At 74.0% G+C, this 16,974-nt stretch carries 15 protein-coding genes; 4 read left to right on the forward strand and 11 right to left on the reverse strand.

Annotated features, from left to right (window positions below; all coding sequences use genetic code 11):
• The first annotated feature begins 72 nt into the window (after positions 1-72).
• On the forward strand, positions 73-831 hold the full coding sequence (locus LPA42_RS24030) for an HD domain-containing protein (protein WP_077937780.1): 759 nt from the start codon (positions 73-75) through the stop codon (positions 829-831).
• A 98-nt stretch (positions 832-929) separates the two neighbouring features.
• On the opposite strand, the gene LPA42_RS24035 is transcribed toward LPA42_RS24030, so the two are convergent.
• Together LPA42_RS24035 and LPA42_RS24040 are read right to left on the reverse strand one after the other, a co-directional pair.
• Complete coding sequence (locus LPA42_RS24035; protein WP_228986878.1) at positions 930-1,403, reverse strand: barstar family protein; 474 nt, start codon at positions 1,401-1,403, stop codon at positions 930-932.
• A 108-nt stretch (positions 1,404-1,511) separates the two neighbouring features.
• Positions 1,512-2,753, reverse strand: coding sequence for a cellulose-binding domain-containing protein (locus tag LPA42_RS24040; protein ID WP_091277634.1), 1,242 nt, complete (start codon positions 2,751-2,753; stop codon positions 1,512-1,514).
• Positions 2,754-3,182: 429 nt separating this feature from the next.
• Between LPA42_RS24040 and LPA42_RS24045 the strand changes: the two genes are divergently transcribed.
• Positions 3,183-4,412 carry an MFS transporter gene (locus tag LPA42_RS24045; RefSeq protein WP_077937777.1) on the forward strand — a complete coding sequence of 410 codons (1,230 nt, stop codon included), beginning with the start codon at positions 3,183-3,185 and terminating at the stop codon, positions 4,410-4,412.
• Positions 4,413-4,455: 43 nt separating this feature from the next.
• Complete coding sequence (locus tag LPA42_RS24050) at positions 4,456-6,372, forward strand: glycosyltransferase (protein ID WP_077937776.1); 1,917 nt, start codon at positions 4,456-4,458, stop codon at positions 6,370-6,372.
• A gap of 50 nt (positions 6,373-6,422) precedes the next feature.
• Here the strand turns inward: LPA42_RS24050 and LPA42_RS24055 are convergent, their stop codons facing one another.
• The 9 genes from LPA42_RS24055 to LPA42_RS24095 all read right to left on the reverse strand — a co-directional run bounded on the left by LPA42_RS24055 (position 6,423) and on the right by LPA42_RS24095 (position 15,067).
• Entirely contained in the window at positions 6,423-7,397 is a 975-nt protein-coding gene (locus tag LPA42_RS24055; protein ID WP_043963385.1) for an isopenicillin N synthase family oxygenase, read from the reverse strand.
• 14 nt (positions 7,398-7,411) lie between these two features.
• On the reverse strand, positions 7,412-8,680 hold the full coding sequence (locus LPA42_RS24060; RefSeq protein WP_077937775.1) for a glycosyltransferase family 2 protein: 1,269 nt from the start codon (positions 8,678-8,680) through the stop codon (positions 7,412-7,414).
• A 100-nt stretch (positions 8,681-8,780) separates the two neighbouring features.
• Positions 8,781-9,845 carry a VOC family protein gene (locus LPA42_RS24065; RefSeq protein WP_077937774.1) on the reverse strand — a complete coding sequence of 355 codons (1,065 nt, stop codon included), beginning with the start codon at positions 9,843-9,845 and terminating at the stop codon, positions 8,781-8,783.
• Positions 9,842-10,396, reverse strand: coding sequence for an NUDIX hydrolase (locus LPA42_RS24070; protein WP_228986879.1), 555 nt, complete (start codon positions 10,394-10,396; stop codon positions 9,842-9,844). Before LPA42_RS24070 ends, LPA42_RS24065 begins: the two co-directional genes overlap by 4 nt.
• The gene (locus LPA42_RS24075; protein ID WP_077937779.1) at positions 10,393-11,289 is read right to left on the reverse strand and encodes a sugar nucleotide-binding protein; all 897 of its coding nucleotides are present in this window, start codon (positions 11,287-11,289) and stop codon (positions 10,393-10,395) included. The genes LPA42_RS24070 and LPA42_RS24075 overlap by 4 nt, the downstream gene beginning before the upstream one ends.
• Positions 11,267-12,334 (reverse strand): ROK family protein, encoded by a 1,068-nt coding sequence (locus tag LPA42_RS24080; protein WP_077937773.1) that lies wholly within the window; start codon positions 12,332-12,334, stop codon positions 11,267-11,269. The genes LPA42_RS24075 and LPA42_RS24080 overlap by 23 nt, the downstream gene beginning before the upstream one ends.
• The gene (locus LPA42_RS24085; RefSeq protein WP_077937772.1) at positions 12,331-13,452 is read right to left on the reverse strand and encodes a sugar phosphate nucleotidyltransferase; all 1,122 of its coding nucleotides are present in this window, start codon (positions 13,450-13,452) and stop codon (positions 12,331-12,333) included. Before LPA42_RS24085 ends, LPA42_RS24080 begins: the two co-directional genes overlap by 4 nt.
• Positions 13,449-14,729: a sedoheptulose 7-phosphate cyclase gene (locus tag LPA42_RS24090; protein WP_228986880.1), complete on the reverse strand. Its 1,281-nt coding sequence runs from the start codon at positions 14,727-14,729 to the stop codon at positions 13,449-13,451. Before LPA42_RS24090 ends, LPA42_RS24085 begins: the two co-directional genes overlap by 4 nt.
• A complete protein-coding gene (locus LPA42_RS24095; RefSeq protein WP_077937771.1) occupies positions 14,726-15,067 on the reverse strand; it encodes a DUF4286 family protein in 342 nt (113 codons plus the stop codon). Before LPA42_RS24095 ends, LPA42_RS24090 begins: the two co-directional genes overlap by 4 nt.
• Positions 15,068-15,409: 342 nt before the next feature.
• On the opposite strand from LPA42_RS24095, the gene LPA42_RS24100 reads away from it, so the two are divergent.
• Complete coding sequence (locus LPA42_RS24100; RefSeq protein WP_228986881.1) at positions 15,410-16,891, forward strand: S8 family peptidase; 1,482 nt, start codon at positions 15,410-15,412, stop codon at positions 16,889-16,891.
• The last annotated feature ends 83 nt before the right edge of the window (positions 16,892-16,974 follow it).

The following is a 16,974-nucleotide window of genomic DNA, read 5'->3' on the forward strand; positions in this document are numbered from 1 at the left end:
GCAGGGCCACGGTCGGCGTCACAAGACCGACGGGAAGACCCACGGACGGTGAAGATCAGCTATAAGTGGTGGATGGACTTCCCGCCGTACCTGGCCTCGATGCCCATGCACGCGATCACCGAGATCCACGGCGAGCCCGGCCTGCGGGAACGGTTCCGGCTGGAGATCGGCGCGTTCGACGAGGACACCCGCGCCCGGCTCACCGCAGCCCTCGAGCTCGCCGCCGAGCTGCACCGCGACGACCGGCGGGTGCGCGAGCCGTACCTGAACCACCTGCTGCGGGTCGCGATCCGGCTGATGCACCACTACCAGGTGCGCGACGCGGACGTGATCGTCGCCGGCCTGTTGCACGACGCGGTGGAGGACCACCCGGCGGAGCTGGCGGGCCAGCACCGCGCGGGGCCGGCGGCCGGCGGCGACCCCACGGCCGCCGCGCTGGCGGCGCTCGCCGAGCGGTTCGGCCCGCGGGTCGCGCGGCTGGTCGGCGCGGTCACCAATCCGGTGTACGACCCGGGCCGGGACCGGCACGCGCAGTACCGGGAGCACGTGGCGGCCAGCCTGGACCGCGAGCCGTGGGCCCGGGTGGTCAAGGTCTCCGACTTCACCGACAACGGGGTCGGGTTGATCCACACCGTCGGGCCGAAGGTGCATTCCCTGGCGGCGAAGTACCGCCCGCTGGTGCCGGTCCTGCGGGAGCTGGTCGCCCGGTCGGACACCCCGCTCGCGCCGGCGGTCAAGGAGCACATCTTCGGCCAGCTCGACCTCGCCGAGGAACGCTTCGCCGCGATCCTCGACCAGCCGGTGGAAGCCGGGGCCCCGACCAGCCGGTGAGCGCGCGGGCCCCGGCGGGCGCGGGCTCCGGCGCGACCCGCTCAGCGGCGGCGGCCGTGCGCAGGCCGCCTCGGCGGCGCGGCGGCGCGCCGGCCGGCTCAGCGGCGCGGCAGGGCGCGCGCCGTGCGGCGGCGCACGTCCGGCACGCGTTCCGGCGCGTCCCGCAGCACCACCCGCAGCGGGTGCGGGGCGTCACCGGCGGCGCCGCCGAGGACCGCCAGGAGCAGGCCGAGGTGGCCGACGGGTTCGTCGGCGAGCAACTGCGCGGCCTCGTCGACCACCAGGGTCAGCGGGCCGGCGTCGAGCCGGTCGCGCAGGCTGTCGGCGAGCGCGTCCCAGTTGCGGCCGACGTGGCCGGGCAGGTCGAGCGCGCCGACCAGCGCCGTGAACAGGCCGGCCCGGCTGCGGGCGCGCGCTGCGGGCAACACGGTCCGCTCCCCCGATGCGTCCGTGGGGCCGGCATCCGCGATGCTCAGCCACGACGGCAGCCCGAAGGCGTACCCCTCGATCATGGTGCCCTCCCCGGCGCGGGGCCGGACCGCGCGGACCGGCGCGAGGAACAGTCTCGGCACGGCGGCCGGCGTAGGCCAGGGGTGGCGGTGGAACGGATCCGCACGCGGCGGTGAAATCCTCGCCAACGCGGGTCGGGCGGCCCGGTCCGGGCCGCCCGACCCGGCCGGTCAGCAGCCGATCCGGCTCGGTCCGACCGCGACGTCGTCGAACCAGAGGGTGTCGGCGCCCTCGCCGTAGCTCTCCCAGCCCAGCCGCAGGTCGGTGAGCTGCGGACGCCACGTGCGGTTGAGCCACTGCCCGTCGATGTCGTGGGTCGGGGTGCCGTCCACGGTCAGGCCGGTGACCGCCGTGCCGTCGACCCAGGTGTTCAGCCGGCCCTGCGCGCCGTCGACCATGAACTCGACGCAGGACCAGCGGTTGGTGGCCAGCGGCAGGCTCAGCGCCACCCCGGACGGGCTCTGCTCCGGCAGCGTCGCGTCGTCGGAGGCCCGGTTCCACTGCAGCGCGCCGTTCTGGCCGCCCATCCGCAGGTCCTTGCCGCCGTCGGCGGAGTCGGCCATGGCCAGGAACGTGACGTGCGAGGTGGGCAGGGCGGTGGTGTGCCGCACCCAGAGCCGGGCGTACCGGACCGCGCCGAGGGTGCTCAGGCCCCGGGTGGTCCGGGCGAACACGTGGTTGCAGTAGCCGACCGTGCCGTTGATGCGCAGGGAGCGGCTGCCGCTGTGCGTCGTGGCGGTGTCGATCGCCGCCGTACCGGTGCCGGAGCAGTCGGGGTTGACCACCGTCCAGTCGCCCGACGGCACCGAGCCGGTCTGGTTCTCGAATCCGTCGCAGAGCACGGCCGTGCCGCAGCCGGCGGGCGGCGGGGTGGTGGGCGGCGGCGTCGTGGGCGGCGGGGTGGTCGGGGGCGGCGTGGTCGGGGGCGGCGTGGTGGGCGGCGGCGTCGTCGGGGGCGGGGTGGTCGGCGGCGCGGTCGTCGTCGGGGGCGGGGTCGCGCCGTTGCACGGTACGCCGTTGAGCGCGAACCCGGTCGGCCCGGCCGTGTTCGCGCCGACGGTGCCCTGGACGCCGAACTCGGTCGAGCCGCCCGCCGGCACCGAGGCGTTCCAGGCGACGTTGCGGGCGGTCACCGTGGCACCGGACTGGCTGACCTCGGCACTCCAGCCGTTGGTGATCCGCTGGTCGCCGCCCCACGTCCAGGTGACGGTCCAGCCGTTGACGGCGGTGTCGCCGGGACTGATCCGGATGTTGGCGGTGAAGCCGCCGGTCCACTGGTTGGGCACGTAGTCGATCCGGCAGCCGGCGGCGGCCGTCGCGGGGGCGGTGGGCAGGCCGACGCCGGCCAGGGCGGCGGCCAGGACCGCCCCGGCGGCGACGATCGGGGTGAGACGGGCGCGGGAGATCCTCATCGGGTTCCTTCCGAGGGTGTGCCACCGCACGGGCACGGCCGGCGGGGGCACGGGGAACTGCGGGAACGCTCGCATGGCGACGCGACCGGCGACGCGACGCGGATGCCCGGCTCCGGGCGGACCATCAGCCGTCGGGCCGGTCGGCGATCGACGGCACGGCGGCGCCCGACGACCAATCTAGTGATGGTCGCCGATGGATAGCAAGGCGACGGGCCGCGCCGCCGCGCCACGAGCGCGTCCGGCGTGGCGGGCGGCCACGACCCGGCCCGGGTCCTGGCCCACGCCGGGATCGACCCGCCCTCCGATCCATTCCCGCCAACCTGTTCATTCCCCGTCACCCGGATACGCCAACGACGCCCCGCTTTCTCCCTCATGGCGTATCCCTGGCGGGCACGGTAGTGTCGGGGCCTGCCTTGGGTAGGGGGCCCTGTGGACAACGCACCAGTCGACCGCCGTCGGATTCGTCGCGGAAGAATCGCCACGTCCCTGGCGTTCCTGCTGTTCGGCACAGCGCTGGGAGTATGGACCGCGCGGATTCCGGCGGTAAAGGAGAAGCTCGGGCTCAGTGACGGCCGGTTGAGCTTCGCGCTCCTGGCTTTCGCGGCGGGCTGCATCGTCGGCATGGCGTTGCTCGGTCGACTCACCGACCGTTTCGGCAGCACCCGCGTGCTCATCCCCTCGGCGATCCTGGAAGGGCTGCTGCTCGTCCTTCCCGGATACAGCGGCACCCTGGTGGTTTTGTGCGTCGCCCTGTTCCTCTTCGGCGCGACGCACGGGACGCTCAACATCGCGATGAACGCCAATGCCCTAGAGGTCCAGCGGGCCTGGGGTAAACCGATCATGTCGTCGTTCCACGCCATCTACAGCATCGGCGGTTTCCTCGGGGCGATCGTGGGCAGCTTCTTCGCGCGCAGCGGGGCAAGCGTCGGCACCACCTTCCTCACCGTCGGCGCGGGGGTGCTGGTGCTGGCCGTCTGGGCTGCGCTGTGGGTGCTGCCCGCGACGAGCGCCCCGGAGGCCGCCGCTGGCTCACCGGACACCGGGCAGGGGCCCTCCCGCCGGTCCCTGCTGCTGGTTTTCTTCGGCGTGCTGGTGCTGTGCACGCTCGTCGGCGAGGGCGCGGCGGCCGACTGGAGCGCCGTCTACCTGCGGGACAACCTGGAAACCAGCCCCGGCTTCGCCGCGTACGGCTTCGCCGCGTTCTCGATCATGATGACGGTGGGCCGGCTCTTCGGCGACCGGCTGGTGCGCGCCCTGGGGCCCGTCACCCTGGTGCGGTTCAGCGGCGCGCTCGCGGCATGCGGCCTCGGCGCGGCCCTGCTGGTGCACCATCCGGTCGCCGGTGTCGTCGGGTTCGGGCTGCTGGGCGCCGGCCTGTCGTGCATCGCCCCGCAGGTCTACTCCGCCGCCGGAAACCAGGACCCGAGCCGCGCCGGCCGGGCCCTGTCGACCGTGGTCAGCATCGGCTATCTGGGATTCCTGTTCGGGCCTATTCTCATCGGCGCCGCGGCGACCGTGGTGGGATTGCCGTCGGCGTTGTGGATTCCCGTGGTGCTCGCAGTTTTCGTCGCGGCGGGCGCCACCGCGATGCGTGCACCGAGCCGCTCCGGCGAAAAGCAGGACAATGCCCCGGTCCCGTCAGCGGGGGTCGAGCGCTGACGGTTGTCCGCCGGGGACGGATGTCACCTGGAAGGAACCGCGCTTGCACATCATCGAATGCCATTTCGAGTGCACCGGATTCGACGACTCCCTGGTGCAGGCGGGCACCTCCGTCTACCTGTGGAATCTGGTCCGGCAGTTCCGCGACCGAGGGCACCGGGTCACCGCGTTGACCGCGGCGCACGGGCTGATCCCACTCCTGCGGCGTGACCACGACGTCGTCGAGACGGATTGGCGGTCCACCGGCGAGATAACCATTCCTGTCGACCCCGACAGATGGCCGGGGCACCCCGACGGCGTCACGGTGGACGGATCCGCACGCGCCTATCAGATGACCGTCGAGGGAATCGACGTGGTCCTGCTCAGCAACGAGATTCTCGACAGCCACACCGACACCCTGCACCCACCGGCGGGCGCCGAGGGGACCGACCCGACGTTCCTGAAGCCGCTGGTGTTCCAGGTCCTCGCCGCCCGCTTCCTCTCCGGCCAGGAAACCGCGCAGACCGTCGTGCACCTGCACGAGCCCGTCCTGCACCACCTGCTGCCCGCGGCGCTGTCGGCGTACGGCTTCCCCGTCGTGTCGACCGTGCAGACGAACCTGCCGGTCAACACCAAGGTCTACGCGCCGCAGGCCCGGGCCCTGCTGCGCGACCTCGGCGCCGACCCCACGGTCGTCGACGGGCTCGCGGATCCACCCCTGGACTCGCCGCTGCACCGGGCCATGCGGGCGTTCCTGCCGCAGACCCTCCTCTACCGCGACCAGCCGCAGCGGCCGGGGCACGACTACATCAGCGCGCTGGCCCTGGTGGCCCGCTCGGCGGACGCGGTGGACTTCCTCTCCGAGGGGCAGCTCGAACACGCCCTCACCCAGGCCGAAACGCCGTTCGCCCAGCTCTTCGCCGAGCTGGCCGTCCGCCGCGAGCTGTGGTCGCGGGCGGACCGCCTGACGGTCGGCGGGTGCGCCATCGGCGACGAGTGGCTGGACGTGGCGCGCGGCGACGAGCGACGGCGGCGGACCCTGACCGCGCTCGGCCTCGACCCGGCGCTGCCGACCGTCTACCACAACGGGCGGTACTCGGTGGAGCACAAAGGGCTGCGGGAGCTGTTCCGGGGGGTGCGGCGGCTGCTGGACGAGGGCGAGCGCTTCAACCTGCTGCTGCACTGCCTGGCCCCGCACCCGCCGCAGGACCCCGACCTCGCCGCGCTGGCCGCCGACCACCCCGGGCAGGTCCGGATCCGCACCGGGCCGATGCCGCCCGCGGAGCTGATGGACTGGGCGGCCTCCAGCGACCTGTGCGTGTTCCCGGCGAAGTTCGAGATGGACACCTTCCTGATGGCGATGGGCGAGGCCATGGCCAGCGGCGCCGTGCCGGTCGCCACGGCGCAACGGGGCATGCGCCACTTCCGGCACTCCTTCGACCTGGCCGCGCCGACGGCGACGGGCCTCGCCCTGCCCCGCTCCTTCCGGGTCGCCGACCCGGACCTGACCGACGCGGTGCACGACGGCCTGGCCCGCATGCTGGCGCTGGTCCGCGCCGGGTCGCCGCTGGTGGACACGCTCCGCTCGCGGGCCGTGGCGACCGCCCGGGAGTTCACCTGGTCCCGGGCCGCCGACCGGTTCCTCGCCGTGTTCGCCGCGTGCGTGGCGGGCACCTGGCCCGGTGGGCGGTCGGGCCCCGCGGCCCTGTCGCCGACGCCCGCCCCCGGCGACGACGGCGGCGCCGGCACAGCGGTCGCCGGCCCGGACGGGGTCGCGGTGCGCTGGGCCCACCCCGAGGCGGTCCGGGTGGAGCTGGTGTATCCGGGCGATCCCGTCGAGGTGATCGCGCTGGCCCGGCAGGACGACGGGTCGTTCGCCGGCACCGGCCCGGCGACCGCGGGCCCGGTGGCCGTGCTGGTCACCTGCCGCGACGGCCGCTGCGTGTGGGCCGGTGCCCCGGTCGCGGCCACGACCGGCTGACATCCGGCCGGGGCGGGGCCCGCGCCCCGCCCCCGGCCGTCGGTGGCGCGTCAGTCGGCGAGGGTGAGGGTGACCCCCACCTTCTCCAGGATCGACTCGCCGGCGATGACCGGCGCCATGCCCGCGCCGCCGCCGGCGGGCGCGGGCAGCGGGCGCACCTCGGCGTCCGGGTCCGCCTCGAAGAAGAAGACCAGCGACACCAGTTCCTCGTCGGGGTCGCTGGCCGGGGGCGCCAGGACGCGGTGGCGCAGTGCCCGCCACCGGCCGTCGGTCCAGAGGTTCATCATGTCGCCCAGGTTCACCACCAGCGTGCCGGGCACGAACGGGGGCTTGAACCAGCCGTCCTCGGCGTTCCACGCCTCCAGCCCGCCGACGCCCTGTTGCCGGTCGAGGAAGGTGATGGTGCCGAAGTCGGCGTGCGGCCCGACCCGCATCTGGCCCTCCTCCAGCCGCCCCACCGCCGTCAGGGGCGGGTACCAGTTGACGTTCTGCGTCCACGTCGCCCGCTGGGAGCGGGAGGTGAAGTGGTCGGCCGGGACGCCGAGGGTGACGGCGAGGACCTCCAGGACCTCCAGCGCGAGCCGGTTGAGGTGGCCGGTGTACTCGGTGGCGACCTCGCGCAGCTCCGGCAGCTCCGCCGGCCACTTGTTGTCCGGGTAGTAGAGCCAGTCGAACTTCGCGTCCCCGGTGCGGTGGGTGGGGCCCATGTGGTACGCCTCGTGCAGGTCGGGGGCGCTGGCCATGCCGTCCACCGCGCTGGCCTGCAGCGCGCCGAGGCCCCGCCACCCGTTGTCGTACGGGCGGCTGACCGCGTACCGGCGCTTCTGCTCCGGGGTCAGCCGCATGAACGCGTGGCCGACGGCGCGCATCCGCGCGGTCAGGTCGGCCGGCACGCCGTGGCCGGCGAGGAGGAACATGCCGGTCTGCCGGAGCGCGGCGTCCAGCTCGGCCGACGTCCGGGCGCGCTCGTCCGGGCCCGCCGCCCGCCAGCGCGGCAGGTCGAGGGTGGGAATCGCGGTCGTCATGTGCTGCTCGCCTCTCACTCGGTGATGCCGGTCATGACCTGGGTCGCGAGCCGCACCTCGCCGGTGTAGGAAGCGGGTGCGTCGCCGTCGACGAAGCGCTTCGGGTCGCCGATCGGCGTCTCGGCCCGCCAGGTCAGCGCGGGGATGTGGGCGTTGATGAGCTCGCCGTCGGCGCGCAGCAGCGCCGACGACGGGTGGTACATGTGCAGCAGTGGGTCGTCGTAGGAGTCGAACGCCGAGTTGGTGTCCATGCGGTAGCTGAAGTCGTTGTCCTCGCCGCCCCAGCCCTCGAACCGTTCGTCCATGCCGTCGATGCGCAGGAACGCAGACCTGCGCACCCAGACGCAGCAGCCGGGCGGGCGGCGCAGCACGAAGGCCCGCAGCCGGTCCGGGTCGACCTGGGCGCTGCCCTGGGCCAGCCGCTGCTCGATGGCGTGGGCGGTGGACTCGGCGTCGAGGCACCACATGTCGCGGTAGCTGAGGTGGCCCATGGTGCCGGGACGGTTGAACCTGCGCGCGTTGCGGGCGACGAAGTCGCGGTCGGCCAGCACGTCCGCGTCGAGGATGCACACCACCTCGGGGTCGCAGGGGGCGTTGACGACGCCGACGTTGACCGCCCACGACTTGTTGAACAGGCCGTCCTTGTGCACCCACAGGTAGTCGTCGGCGTACGGCTCGATCACCTGCTGCGAGCGCGGCTCGGTGTCGGCCTCGACGACGAGGACCCGGTACTCGTCGCGCGGGGCGGACTGGTCGCGCAGCGAGGCGAGGCAGGCGAGCAGGTTACGCAGCCGGGTCCGGTCGGGCGTCCGGTCCCGGAACGGGACGACGACGAGGATCTGGGCCCGTGCCGGGTCGCCGGGCGGGGGCCCCGGCGGGAGCGCACGCAGCTCCTCGAAGGACGCCCAGCGCCGCACCGGCCGGGTGCCGTACAACGCGCCGAGGTGGCTGCCGAGGCGGCAGTTGGACTCGGCCCGCCAGCCGTGGGCGAACAGCGCGGCCACCGTGTCCGACGGTGGCGCGGCGGCCAGCGCGGTCAGGGCCCGGTGCAGGGCGGCGTACGCCTGGGGGTTGCGGGTGTCGGCGAGCAGGGCCTCGGCGAGCCGGCGGACCTCGGCGTCGTCGACGTCGCGCACCGCATCCACCACGGCCTGGGTGTAGGGGCGTCCGCGTTCCCAGTAGAAGATGCTGGACTCGGGCGCCTGTGGGTCGGCGGCGACGACCAGGCTGTCCGCGACGGCCGACGCGAGGGTCTGCGGATGCGACGGTTGGACGAGGGACATCGTCAACTCCCCGGGTAGTGGCCGAAGGTCGGGCCGGTCGGCGGGCCCCCGACGCCGGTGCCCCGGCGTGGGCGCGCGGTGTCGACCCCGGCGGGGCGGGTCACCGGTCCGTCCAGCTCAGGGCGCCGGCCGGGGCCCGCCGGGCCGCCGTGGTCCGCTCGTAGGGCAGCGCGCCGTCGGGCATCCGGACGACCTCGACGTGCAGGCCGATCGGGCTGCGCACGTAGACCCACCGGTCGCCGGCGATCGGCCCGTCGTCGATGGTCTCGGGCGCGCCCAGGACGGTGAACCCGGGACGGGCCGCGAGGTGGCGCGCGGCGGCGTCGACGTCGCGCACGTGGATGGCGAGGTGCCGGCCGCCGACGTCGCAGTTACGCGGTGGCGGGGCGGCCCGGTCGGTGTGGGCGAAGGTCCGCAGTTCCACGTTGTCGGTGGGGCCCATCCGCAGGGCGGCGACCTCCACCGGACCGTCGGGGTCGGCCTCGACGCCCCGGTGCAGCAGCTCTCCGCCGAGCACGTCGGCGAACACGGTGAGCGCCTCGTCCAGGTCGGCGACGGTGTAGCCGATGTGGTCCACGCCGCGCAGCCCGGTGATCGGCGGTGGACCGGGCGGGCGGGCGCCCCGGTTGGTCCAGGGCCCGTCCGGGCGGTGCCGGGCCGCCGGGGCGGGTGGCCCGTGCGGCGTGGGCTCCGGCGGCGACCGCAGCTCGAACGCCAGCCCCCACGGCGTACGGAAGCGGGCGCGGCACGCCCCGGCGAGCGGTGACCGCCCCCCGGCGGCCGAACCGGGGTCCTGCGGGGTGAGTCCGCTGAGCCGACCGACGGCGGCGGTGGCCTCGGCGACGTCGGCCACGAGGAAGCCGAGGTGCTGGTGGCCGGGGTCGTGGCGCTGCGGCGGCGCGGTGACCTGCCCGGCCACGGCGTACTGGAAGAGTTCGAGGTTGGTGGTGGGGCCGAGGCGGATCAAGGCGATCTCCGCCGTGGCCCGGGGCGGCACGTCGAGGTGTTCGCTCATCCAGTCGTCGGTGCGGGCCAGCGGCGGCAGGCGGTAGACGACCTCGCCGCCGAGGACGTCGACGGCGAACGCGGTGGCCGCGTCGAGGTCGGCGACCGTGAGCGCCACGTGGTCGACCCGCTGCGCGCCGGGTATGCCGGGGCCGGTCATCGGTATCTCCCGTCGAGCAGGGTGAGCGCCGCCAGGGAGACGGCGTCGGTGAAGCTGCCGTCGGCGACGAGCTGCCGCAGCTCGGCGTGGGTCACGAACCGGTGCACCAGGTCGCTCTCGCTGGCCTCCCGCGCGGGTGGCCCGGCGACCAGGTCGGTGGCGAGGAAGATGTGGCAGCCCTGGCTGGCGTAGCCGTAGGCCACGTGGACCCGGCCGAGGTGGCGCATCGTGCCGGCGGTCAGGCCGGTCTCCTCGCGCAGTTCGGCGGCGGCCAGTTCCTCGGCGCCGCGCCCGCCGGCCGGTTCGGACCACGAGCCCTGCGGGAACTCCCAGTACCGGCCGCCGACCGGGTAGCGGTACTGCTCGACGAGGTGGAACCCGCCCGGCTCGGCGGGGACGACGAGGGCGAAGTCCGGCTTGTCGACCACGCCGTAGACGCCACGGGACCCGTCGGGGCGTTCCACGGCGTCCTCGCGCACCGTCATCCAGGCGTTGCGGTAGACGGTGCGACCGGTGATCCGGCGGGTCACCGGGCCGTTCGCGGCGCTCACCGCGCCGCCCGCACGCCGTCGGCGACCAACAGCCGGGCGGCCTCGCGGACGCCCCGGACGGGCACGCCGGCGGTGGCGGGTATCCGGGACAGCAGGGTGCTGGTCAGGCAGGTGTTCTCCGGCCGTCCCGCGTAGCGTCCGGCGGCGCGCGGCTCGGCGACGACGAGCCCCGGGTCGACGCCGAGTTCCGCGGCGATGAGCAGCGCCCAGTCGGCGCGCGAGATCCGGTCCGGTCCGCCGAGGTGCAGCAGCGGGACGTCGCGGGCGGTCAGCACGGCGGCGGTCACCGCGGCGACGTCGTCGACCAGCACCGGGGTGGTCCACTGGTCGTGGGGGACGGCCACCGGTTCCCCGGCGAGCAGGCGGTGCGCGCAGGCCGCGAAGAAGTTGAGCCACTTGGCGCTGTCCGCCGGCTCCCAGCCGTAGACGAGGCTGACCCGCAGCACGGTCGCGGCGGCGTGGCCGGCGAACACCTGTTCCGCGGCGAGCTTGGCCCGGCCGTAGGCGTTCGGCGGGGCCGTCGGCGTCGCCTCGGCGCAGTCGGGCCGGCTGCCGTCGAAGACGTTGTCGGTCGAGATGAGCACCAGGCGGCGGTCGCCGGCGGCGGCGAGCATGTTGCGGGCCGCCGTCTCGTGGCCGGCCATCGCCTCGGCCGGGTGCCGGTCGCACCAGGTCACGTCGGACGGCCCGTGGACCAGCACGACCTGCTCGGCGGCGGTGTCGGCGAGCGCGCGGGCGCAGGACGCCGGGTCCGTCACGTTCAGCGGAGTCCACGGCGCCGCCGCGTGCGGCGGCGGCCGCCTCGACGCGAGGACGGGTCGCTCGCCCGCGCGGGCGAGCCGGTCGGCCACCGCCCTGCCGACGAACCCGCTACCGACGATCAACGTACGCATGCGCGGCCTCCGCTGCGAGTCGGGGATCCGCGCCGGCCGCGGCGAGCATCCGGCCGACACCGATCAGGCTGTGGTCGTCGTCGGCCGCGCCCAGCGTGAGCATCGCGCGTACCTGGGTCGGGGTCAGGCCGAAACAGCCCAGCTCGGTGAGCTCGTCGCCGAGGATGTCCACGAACGGCTGCCCCACGGCCACCGCGAAGCCGCCGATGAAGATGAACCGGCGGATGCCGATGGAGGAGAAGACGCTCGCCACCGCCAGCGCGAGCGGCCGGAGCGCGGCGCGCAGGACGTCGACGGCGAAGCTGTCCCCGCCCCGCACCGCGAGGGCCACGGCCTCGTTCGTGATGCCCTCCGGGCGGCCCGCCGACGACGCCGCCAGCCCCGAGACGCCGAACTCGCCGGGCCGCTGCCGGGCGGCGACCCGCACGGCCCGCAGGATGCCGCGTCCGGAGGCGATGCCGCCGAGGTGCCCGCGCCCGCCGCAGTCGCACGGCGGCGCGGTGCCGCTCCAGTCGACCCGCCAGTGGCCGAGTTCGCCGCCGAAGCCGGCGTCGTCGACCAGCACCTCGCCCCGGCGGAAGACCTTGCTGCCGACGCCCGAGCTGACGGTGAACAGGCAGAAGGCGTCGTCTGCGGCGCGGGCGTAGCGCCACGCCGCCGCCGTGATGTCGTTGACGGTCAGCACCGGGACCCCGAGCCGCGCGCCGAGGTGGGCGTTCAGCGCCACGGACCCGCCGCCCTCGCCCCAGATGGTGGGGGCGGCGAGGGCGACGCCGTCGGCGGTGGTCGGCCCGGCGAACGACAGGCCCACCGCCCGGCTGCCGGCGGCCTCCGACCTGACCAGGTACGCGGCGAGTTCCGTGGTGAGCTGGCCCAGGACCCGCTGCTGGAGTTCGGTCACGGGCGCGCCGGGATGGCGGGCCAACCCTTCGGTCGCGACGCGGCGCACCCCCCGTACGACGGGATCGCCCGCCGTCACGTGCCCGATTCGCAGGGTCGTCCCGCCGATGTCGGCGACGACGAACGTGTCGTCCCGGTCGGTCATCGGTGGGCCTCGGCGACGGCGTTGCCTCCAGCGGCGCACTGCGCGACGGTGCCGTCCTCCAGGACGATCGCCCCGTCGATCCGGGCGCCGGCCGCCACCGCCGCCCCCGGCAGCAGCACGCTGTCGTGCACCACCGCGCCCGCGCCCACCCGGGCCCCGGGGTAGACGACGCTGTGCGTGATCTCGCCGTGGTTGACCAGGTCGGCCGGGACGAGCGAGCGGCGGATCCCCGGCGCTTCGTCGACCACCCGCCGCGCGACCTCCGGCCGCACGGTGGCGGGCAGGTCGGCGAGGGGGATCGACGGCGGCTGCCGAAGCAGCGAGCGGTGCGCCAGGTGGTAGCGGTCGACGGTGCCGATGTCCTCCCAGTAGCCGGGCACCCGGTGGCCGCGGATGAGCTCCCCGCCGGCCAACATGGCAGGGATCACGTCGCGGCTGATGTCGTGCTGCCAGGCGGTGCCGGCGAGGTGTTCCAGGTAGCGGCGCAGGACCCCGGCGTCGAACAGGCAGAACGCCGCGAACACCAGGTCGCTCGTGGGCTCGGCGGGTTTCTCGACGAACGCGGTGAGGCGGCCGGCGTCGTCGAACTCGACCATGCCGAACAGGTGCACGAAGCGGCGTTCGATCCGCTGGTACGCGACCGTCAGCGCGGCCTTCGACGCCCGGTGCTCCCGCAGCATGTCCCGGTAGTCGAAGCGGTAGACGTGGTCGGCGTGCAGCACCAGGACGTCGCGGGGCGCGCCGCCGAAGACCCAGCGTTCCTTGCTGATCAGGGCGTCGGCGGTGCCCCGCTCGGCGGGCCAGGTCCGCTCCGGCAGCGCGCCGGGGACGGTCCCGGGCGGGACGCTGCGGTACGCCTCGTCGTAGGGCCCGAAGTGGACGCGGAACCCCGGCGTCCGGTTCCAGACCCGGTGCAGGTCGTCCATCAGCATGCGTTCCTCGTACTGCGACAGCAGCAGCACCTCGTCGAGGCCGGAGTCGCAGGCGTTGCGCAGGCTGAAGTCGATGAGCCGGCTCGTCCCGCCGAACGGGATCAGCGGCTTGAGCCGGCCGACGCCCAGCGGGCCCATCCGCTCCCCCCGGCCACCGGCCAGCAGCACCGCGCGTACGCCGTTCATCCGTTGCTCCCCTGCGTCGGCGCGGACGGGGCCGCCGCCATCGACGTCCAGTTGGGTTCCAGGCGGGCCAGGGCCGCGGCCAGCTCCGCGGGGGTCACGTCGTCGACGAAGCGGGCCTGGCCGATGCCGGCCGTGAGGGGGATGAGCTGCCGGCCGTCGCGGTGGCGCACGGTGTCGGCCAACGCCTCGGTGAGCAGCTCGGTGGAGCAGACCGGGTGCCAGGTCGGGAGGCCGAGTTCGCCCATGACCAGGCGCGCGCGGCTCAGGTCCTCGGCGGAGAGCAGGCCCCGGTGGTGGGCGAGCACGAGCGACAGCGCCATGTCCACGGCGACGGCCTCGCCGTGCAGCAGCTCCGGCAGCGCCCGCATCTCGATCACCGGCGAGAACGAGTGCCCGTAGTCGACGACCCGTTCGAGCTGGTGTTCCCAGAGGTTCGGCTGCAGCTCCTGCAGCATGCCGCCGATCGCGAGGCGGATCACGGCCAGCGCCGCCGCGCCGCCGTCGGCGCTGCCGACGGGCTGCATCCGCTCGGCGATGATGCGGGCGCCGTGGACGGCGAGGAGCTCGAACAGGCGGCGGTCCTTGATCAGCGCCATCTTGAGCACCTCGGCGAGCCCGTTGCGCAGGTGCCGCACGGGCAGCGTGACCAGGAAACCCGGGTCGATCAGGGTGGTCGCGGAGGGGTGGTACGTGCCGAGCCGGTTCTTGTGGTCGCTGAAGTTCACGCCGGTCTTCGAGCCGATCCCGGCGTCGACCATGCCGATGAGGGTGGTCGGCACCCGCACGTACGGCGTCGAGCGGCGGTAGAGGCTGGCGGCGAGCCCGACGATGTCGGTGAGCACTCCCCCGCCCACCGCGATGACGGGCTCGCGGCGGCGGGCCACGCCGAACGCGTCCATGGCCGACACCACGCGAAACACCGACGTCATCGTCTTGCGGCGCTCGTCGGCCTCGACGACGCACAGCTCGTAGGTCACCCGGTGCGCCTCCAGGTACGCCCTGATGCGTTCACCGAACAGGACGTCCACCTGGGAGTCCAGCACGACCAGGCGGCGTCGGCCGGGGCCGTCCCCCGTGCTCGCGGCGGTCACCATCAGGTCGGAGGCCGGGTCGAGCAGCCCCCGGCAGAGGCGCACCTCGTAGCTCACGGCCTGGGAGGCGTCGACCCGCCACCCCGGGTCCCCGTCGTGGCCCAGGGTCGACAGCCCGTTGCCGGTGGCGGCCTGCCCTGCGGATACCGGCGTCGTCGATTCGATGAGTCCCTCCTCCGTCGTCACTGCGGTTGCCCTGGGGTCACCGGCGGAGTCACTGGGGTCAGCAGCTCGATGGTGACGCTGGACGGGTCGAGGGCCGGCGTGGTCGACATGGTCGGTCGGGCCTTCTCGAACCGCTCCATGGTGGCCGCGATGTCGTCGGTTTCGACCTCGTAGATCGCGACGTACCGCCGGCGTTCGCCCGCGGCCTGCGGGGCGACGAAACGCTGCGCCCCGACGAAACCGGGGACGGCGAGAACCTCGGCGAGATGAACACGGTCGTACCAGTGGTTGAACTCGTTCTCACAACCATGGAACGGACTGGTGTGGATCAGCAGCAGGTGACGATTGTTCACGGCCATCGCGCATTACTCCAGCTATGACGAGGATGGCGGTTACGTGGCCTGGATCGCCGGGATCGGCAGCAATATCCATCAATGCAGACATGGACCATAACCGATCGCCCTGCACGCGGCAATGCCCTGCGAAAAGGATCTAGCCGGCATCGTCAGTGCACCGGGTTCCTACACCTGACCAGCAAAGTCATTCTAAAATATTGACACCTGGCTATTGGTCCTGAATCATGCACCACCATGGATCATTCCCGAGTGCGTCGACCGAATGTGGTCGGTCTCGCCGCGTTCGCGGCAGCGACAACCATCCTGGCAATGGGAATCGCATCTCCGGCAACTGCTGCGGGACAGGTGCGAGGAACCGGAGATCCGGGTGCCATCGACGGCAGTTACCTCGTCGTGTTCGACGACCGGGTCGCCGCCGACAATCGCGCGGACATCGCCGCCCTGACCGGACGGCTGGCCGCGAAGTACGACGTCGGGGTGGAACACACCTACGAGCACGCGCTGCACGGTTTCGCCGGCACGATGAGCCGCGGCGCGGCCCGACGCCTGGCGGCCGAGTCCGGCGTGTCGTACGTCCAGCAGAACCGCGCGGTGCGGGCCCTGGACACCCAGCCCAGCCCGCCGTCGTGGGGCCTGGACCGGATCGACCAGCGCGACCTGCCGCTGGACGGCAGCTACTCGTACCCGACGACGGCGTCCACCGTGCGCGCGTACGTGATCGACACCGGCATCCGGACCACCCACACCACCTTCGGCGGCAGGGCCACCTGGGGCACCAACACCACCGGCGACGGCCTCGACTCGGACTGCTCCACCAACGGCCACGGCACCCACGTCGCGGGCACCATCGGCGGCTCCCAGTACGGCGTGGCCAAGGCGGTCTCCCTGGTCGCGGTCAAGGTGCTCAACTGCGGCGGCAGCGGCACCCTGGCCGGCGTCACCGCCGGCGTCGACTGGGTGACCGGTCACCACGCCGCCGGCGTGCCGGCTGTGGCCAACATGAGCCTCGGCGCCAGCGGCGCGCAGGGCGCCCTCGAGGACGCCGTGCGCAACTCGATCGCCGACGGCATCGTCTACGCCATCGCCTCCGGCAACAGCAACCTCGACGCGTGCAACTACTCCCCCGCCCGGGTCGCCGAGGCGATCACCGTCAACGCCAGCACCACGGCCGACGCCCGTGCGTCGTTCTCGAACTGGGGCACCTGCACCGACATCTTCGCCCCCGGCGACGGCATCGTCTCGGCGTCCAACGGCAGCGACACCGCCACCGCCACGCTCAGCGGGACCTCGATGGCCACCCCGCACGTCGCGGGAGCCGCCGCGCTGGTCCTCGCCGGCAACCCCGGCCTGACCCCGGCCCAGGTCGCCAGCGCCCTCTTCGACGCCTCGACCCCCGGCAAGATCACCAACCCGGGCACGGGCTCGCCGAACCGCCTGCTCTACACCGGCTCCGCGCCGCCCTCCCCCGGCACCGCCACGCTCACCCGGTACTACGGGGCCGGCGACCACGTCAGCTCCACCACCCACCCCGGCGGCAGCTACCAGGCCGAGGGCCCGCTCGGCAAGGTGCACACCAGCGCCGTCGCCGGCACGCACGCCCTCTACCAGTGCCAGGTGGGCAGCGACAGGTTCACCTCCCTGTCCGCCGGATGCGAGGGGAAGACCTTCCTCGGGGTGATCGGCTACGCCTACGACGCGCCGCCGGCCGCCCCCAGCCAGGTCTTCTACCGGTGCCGGGTGCGCAGCAACGGGGAGCACTTCGACTCGCCGGACGCGAACTGCGAGGGGCAGATCGCCGAGGGGTCGCACGGCTACCTGCTCCTCTGAGCCGCCCGCCCCACCCGCCCGCCCACTGACCGACGGGCGGGGCGCGACCCGGTCCCGTGGCCGCGCCCCGCCCGTCCCACCTG

The sequence above is a fragment of the Micromonospora sp. DH13 genome, assembly GCF_020873825.1.
GTDB lineage: Bacteria > Actinomycetota > Actinomycetes > Mycobacteriales > Micromonosporaceae > Micromonospora > Micromonospora haikouensis.

Bases quoted from the DNA above. Each gene is read 5' to 3' on its own strand.
- LPA42_RS24030 (WP_077937780.1), top strand. From the start codon at position 73: ATGGACTTCCCGCCGTACCTGGCCTCGATGCCCATGCACGCGATCACC.
- LPA42_RS24040 (WP_091277634.1), bottom strand. From the start codon at position 2,753: ATGAGGATCTCCCGCGCCCGTCTCACCCCGATCGTCGCCGCCGGGGCG.
- LPA42_RS24055 (WP_043963385.1), bottom strand. From the start codon at position 7,397: ATGACGACCGCGATTCCCACCCTCGACCTGCCGCGCTGGCGGGCGGCG.
- LPA42_RS24060 (WP_077937775.1), bottom strand. From the start codon at position 8,680: ATGTCCCTCGTCCAACCGTCGCATCCGCAGACCCTCGCGTCGGCCGTC.
- LPA42_RS24065 (WP_077937774.1), bottom strand. From the start codon at position 9,845: ATGACCGGCCCCGGCATACCCGGCGCGCAGCGGGTCGACCACGTGGCG.
- LPA42_RS24075 (WP_077937779.1), bottom strand. From the start codon at position 11,289: ATGCGTACGTTGATCGTCGGTAGCGGGTTCGTCGGCAGGGCGGTGGCC.
- LPA42_RS24080 (WP_077937773.1), bottom strand. From the start codon at position 12,334: ATGACCGACCGGGACGACACGTTCGTCGTCGCCGACATCGGCGGGACG.
- LPA42_RS24085 (WP_077937772.1), bottom strand. From the start codon at position 13,452: ATGAACGGCGTACGCGCGGTGCTGCTGGCCGGTGGCCGGGGGGAGCGG.
- LPA42_RS24095 (WP_077937771.1), bottom strand. From the start codon at position 15,067: ATGGCCGTGAACAATCGTCACCTGCTGCTGATCCACACCAGTCCGTTC.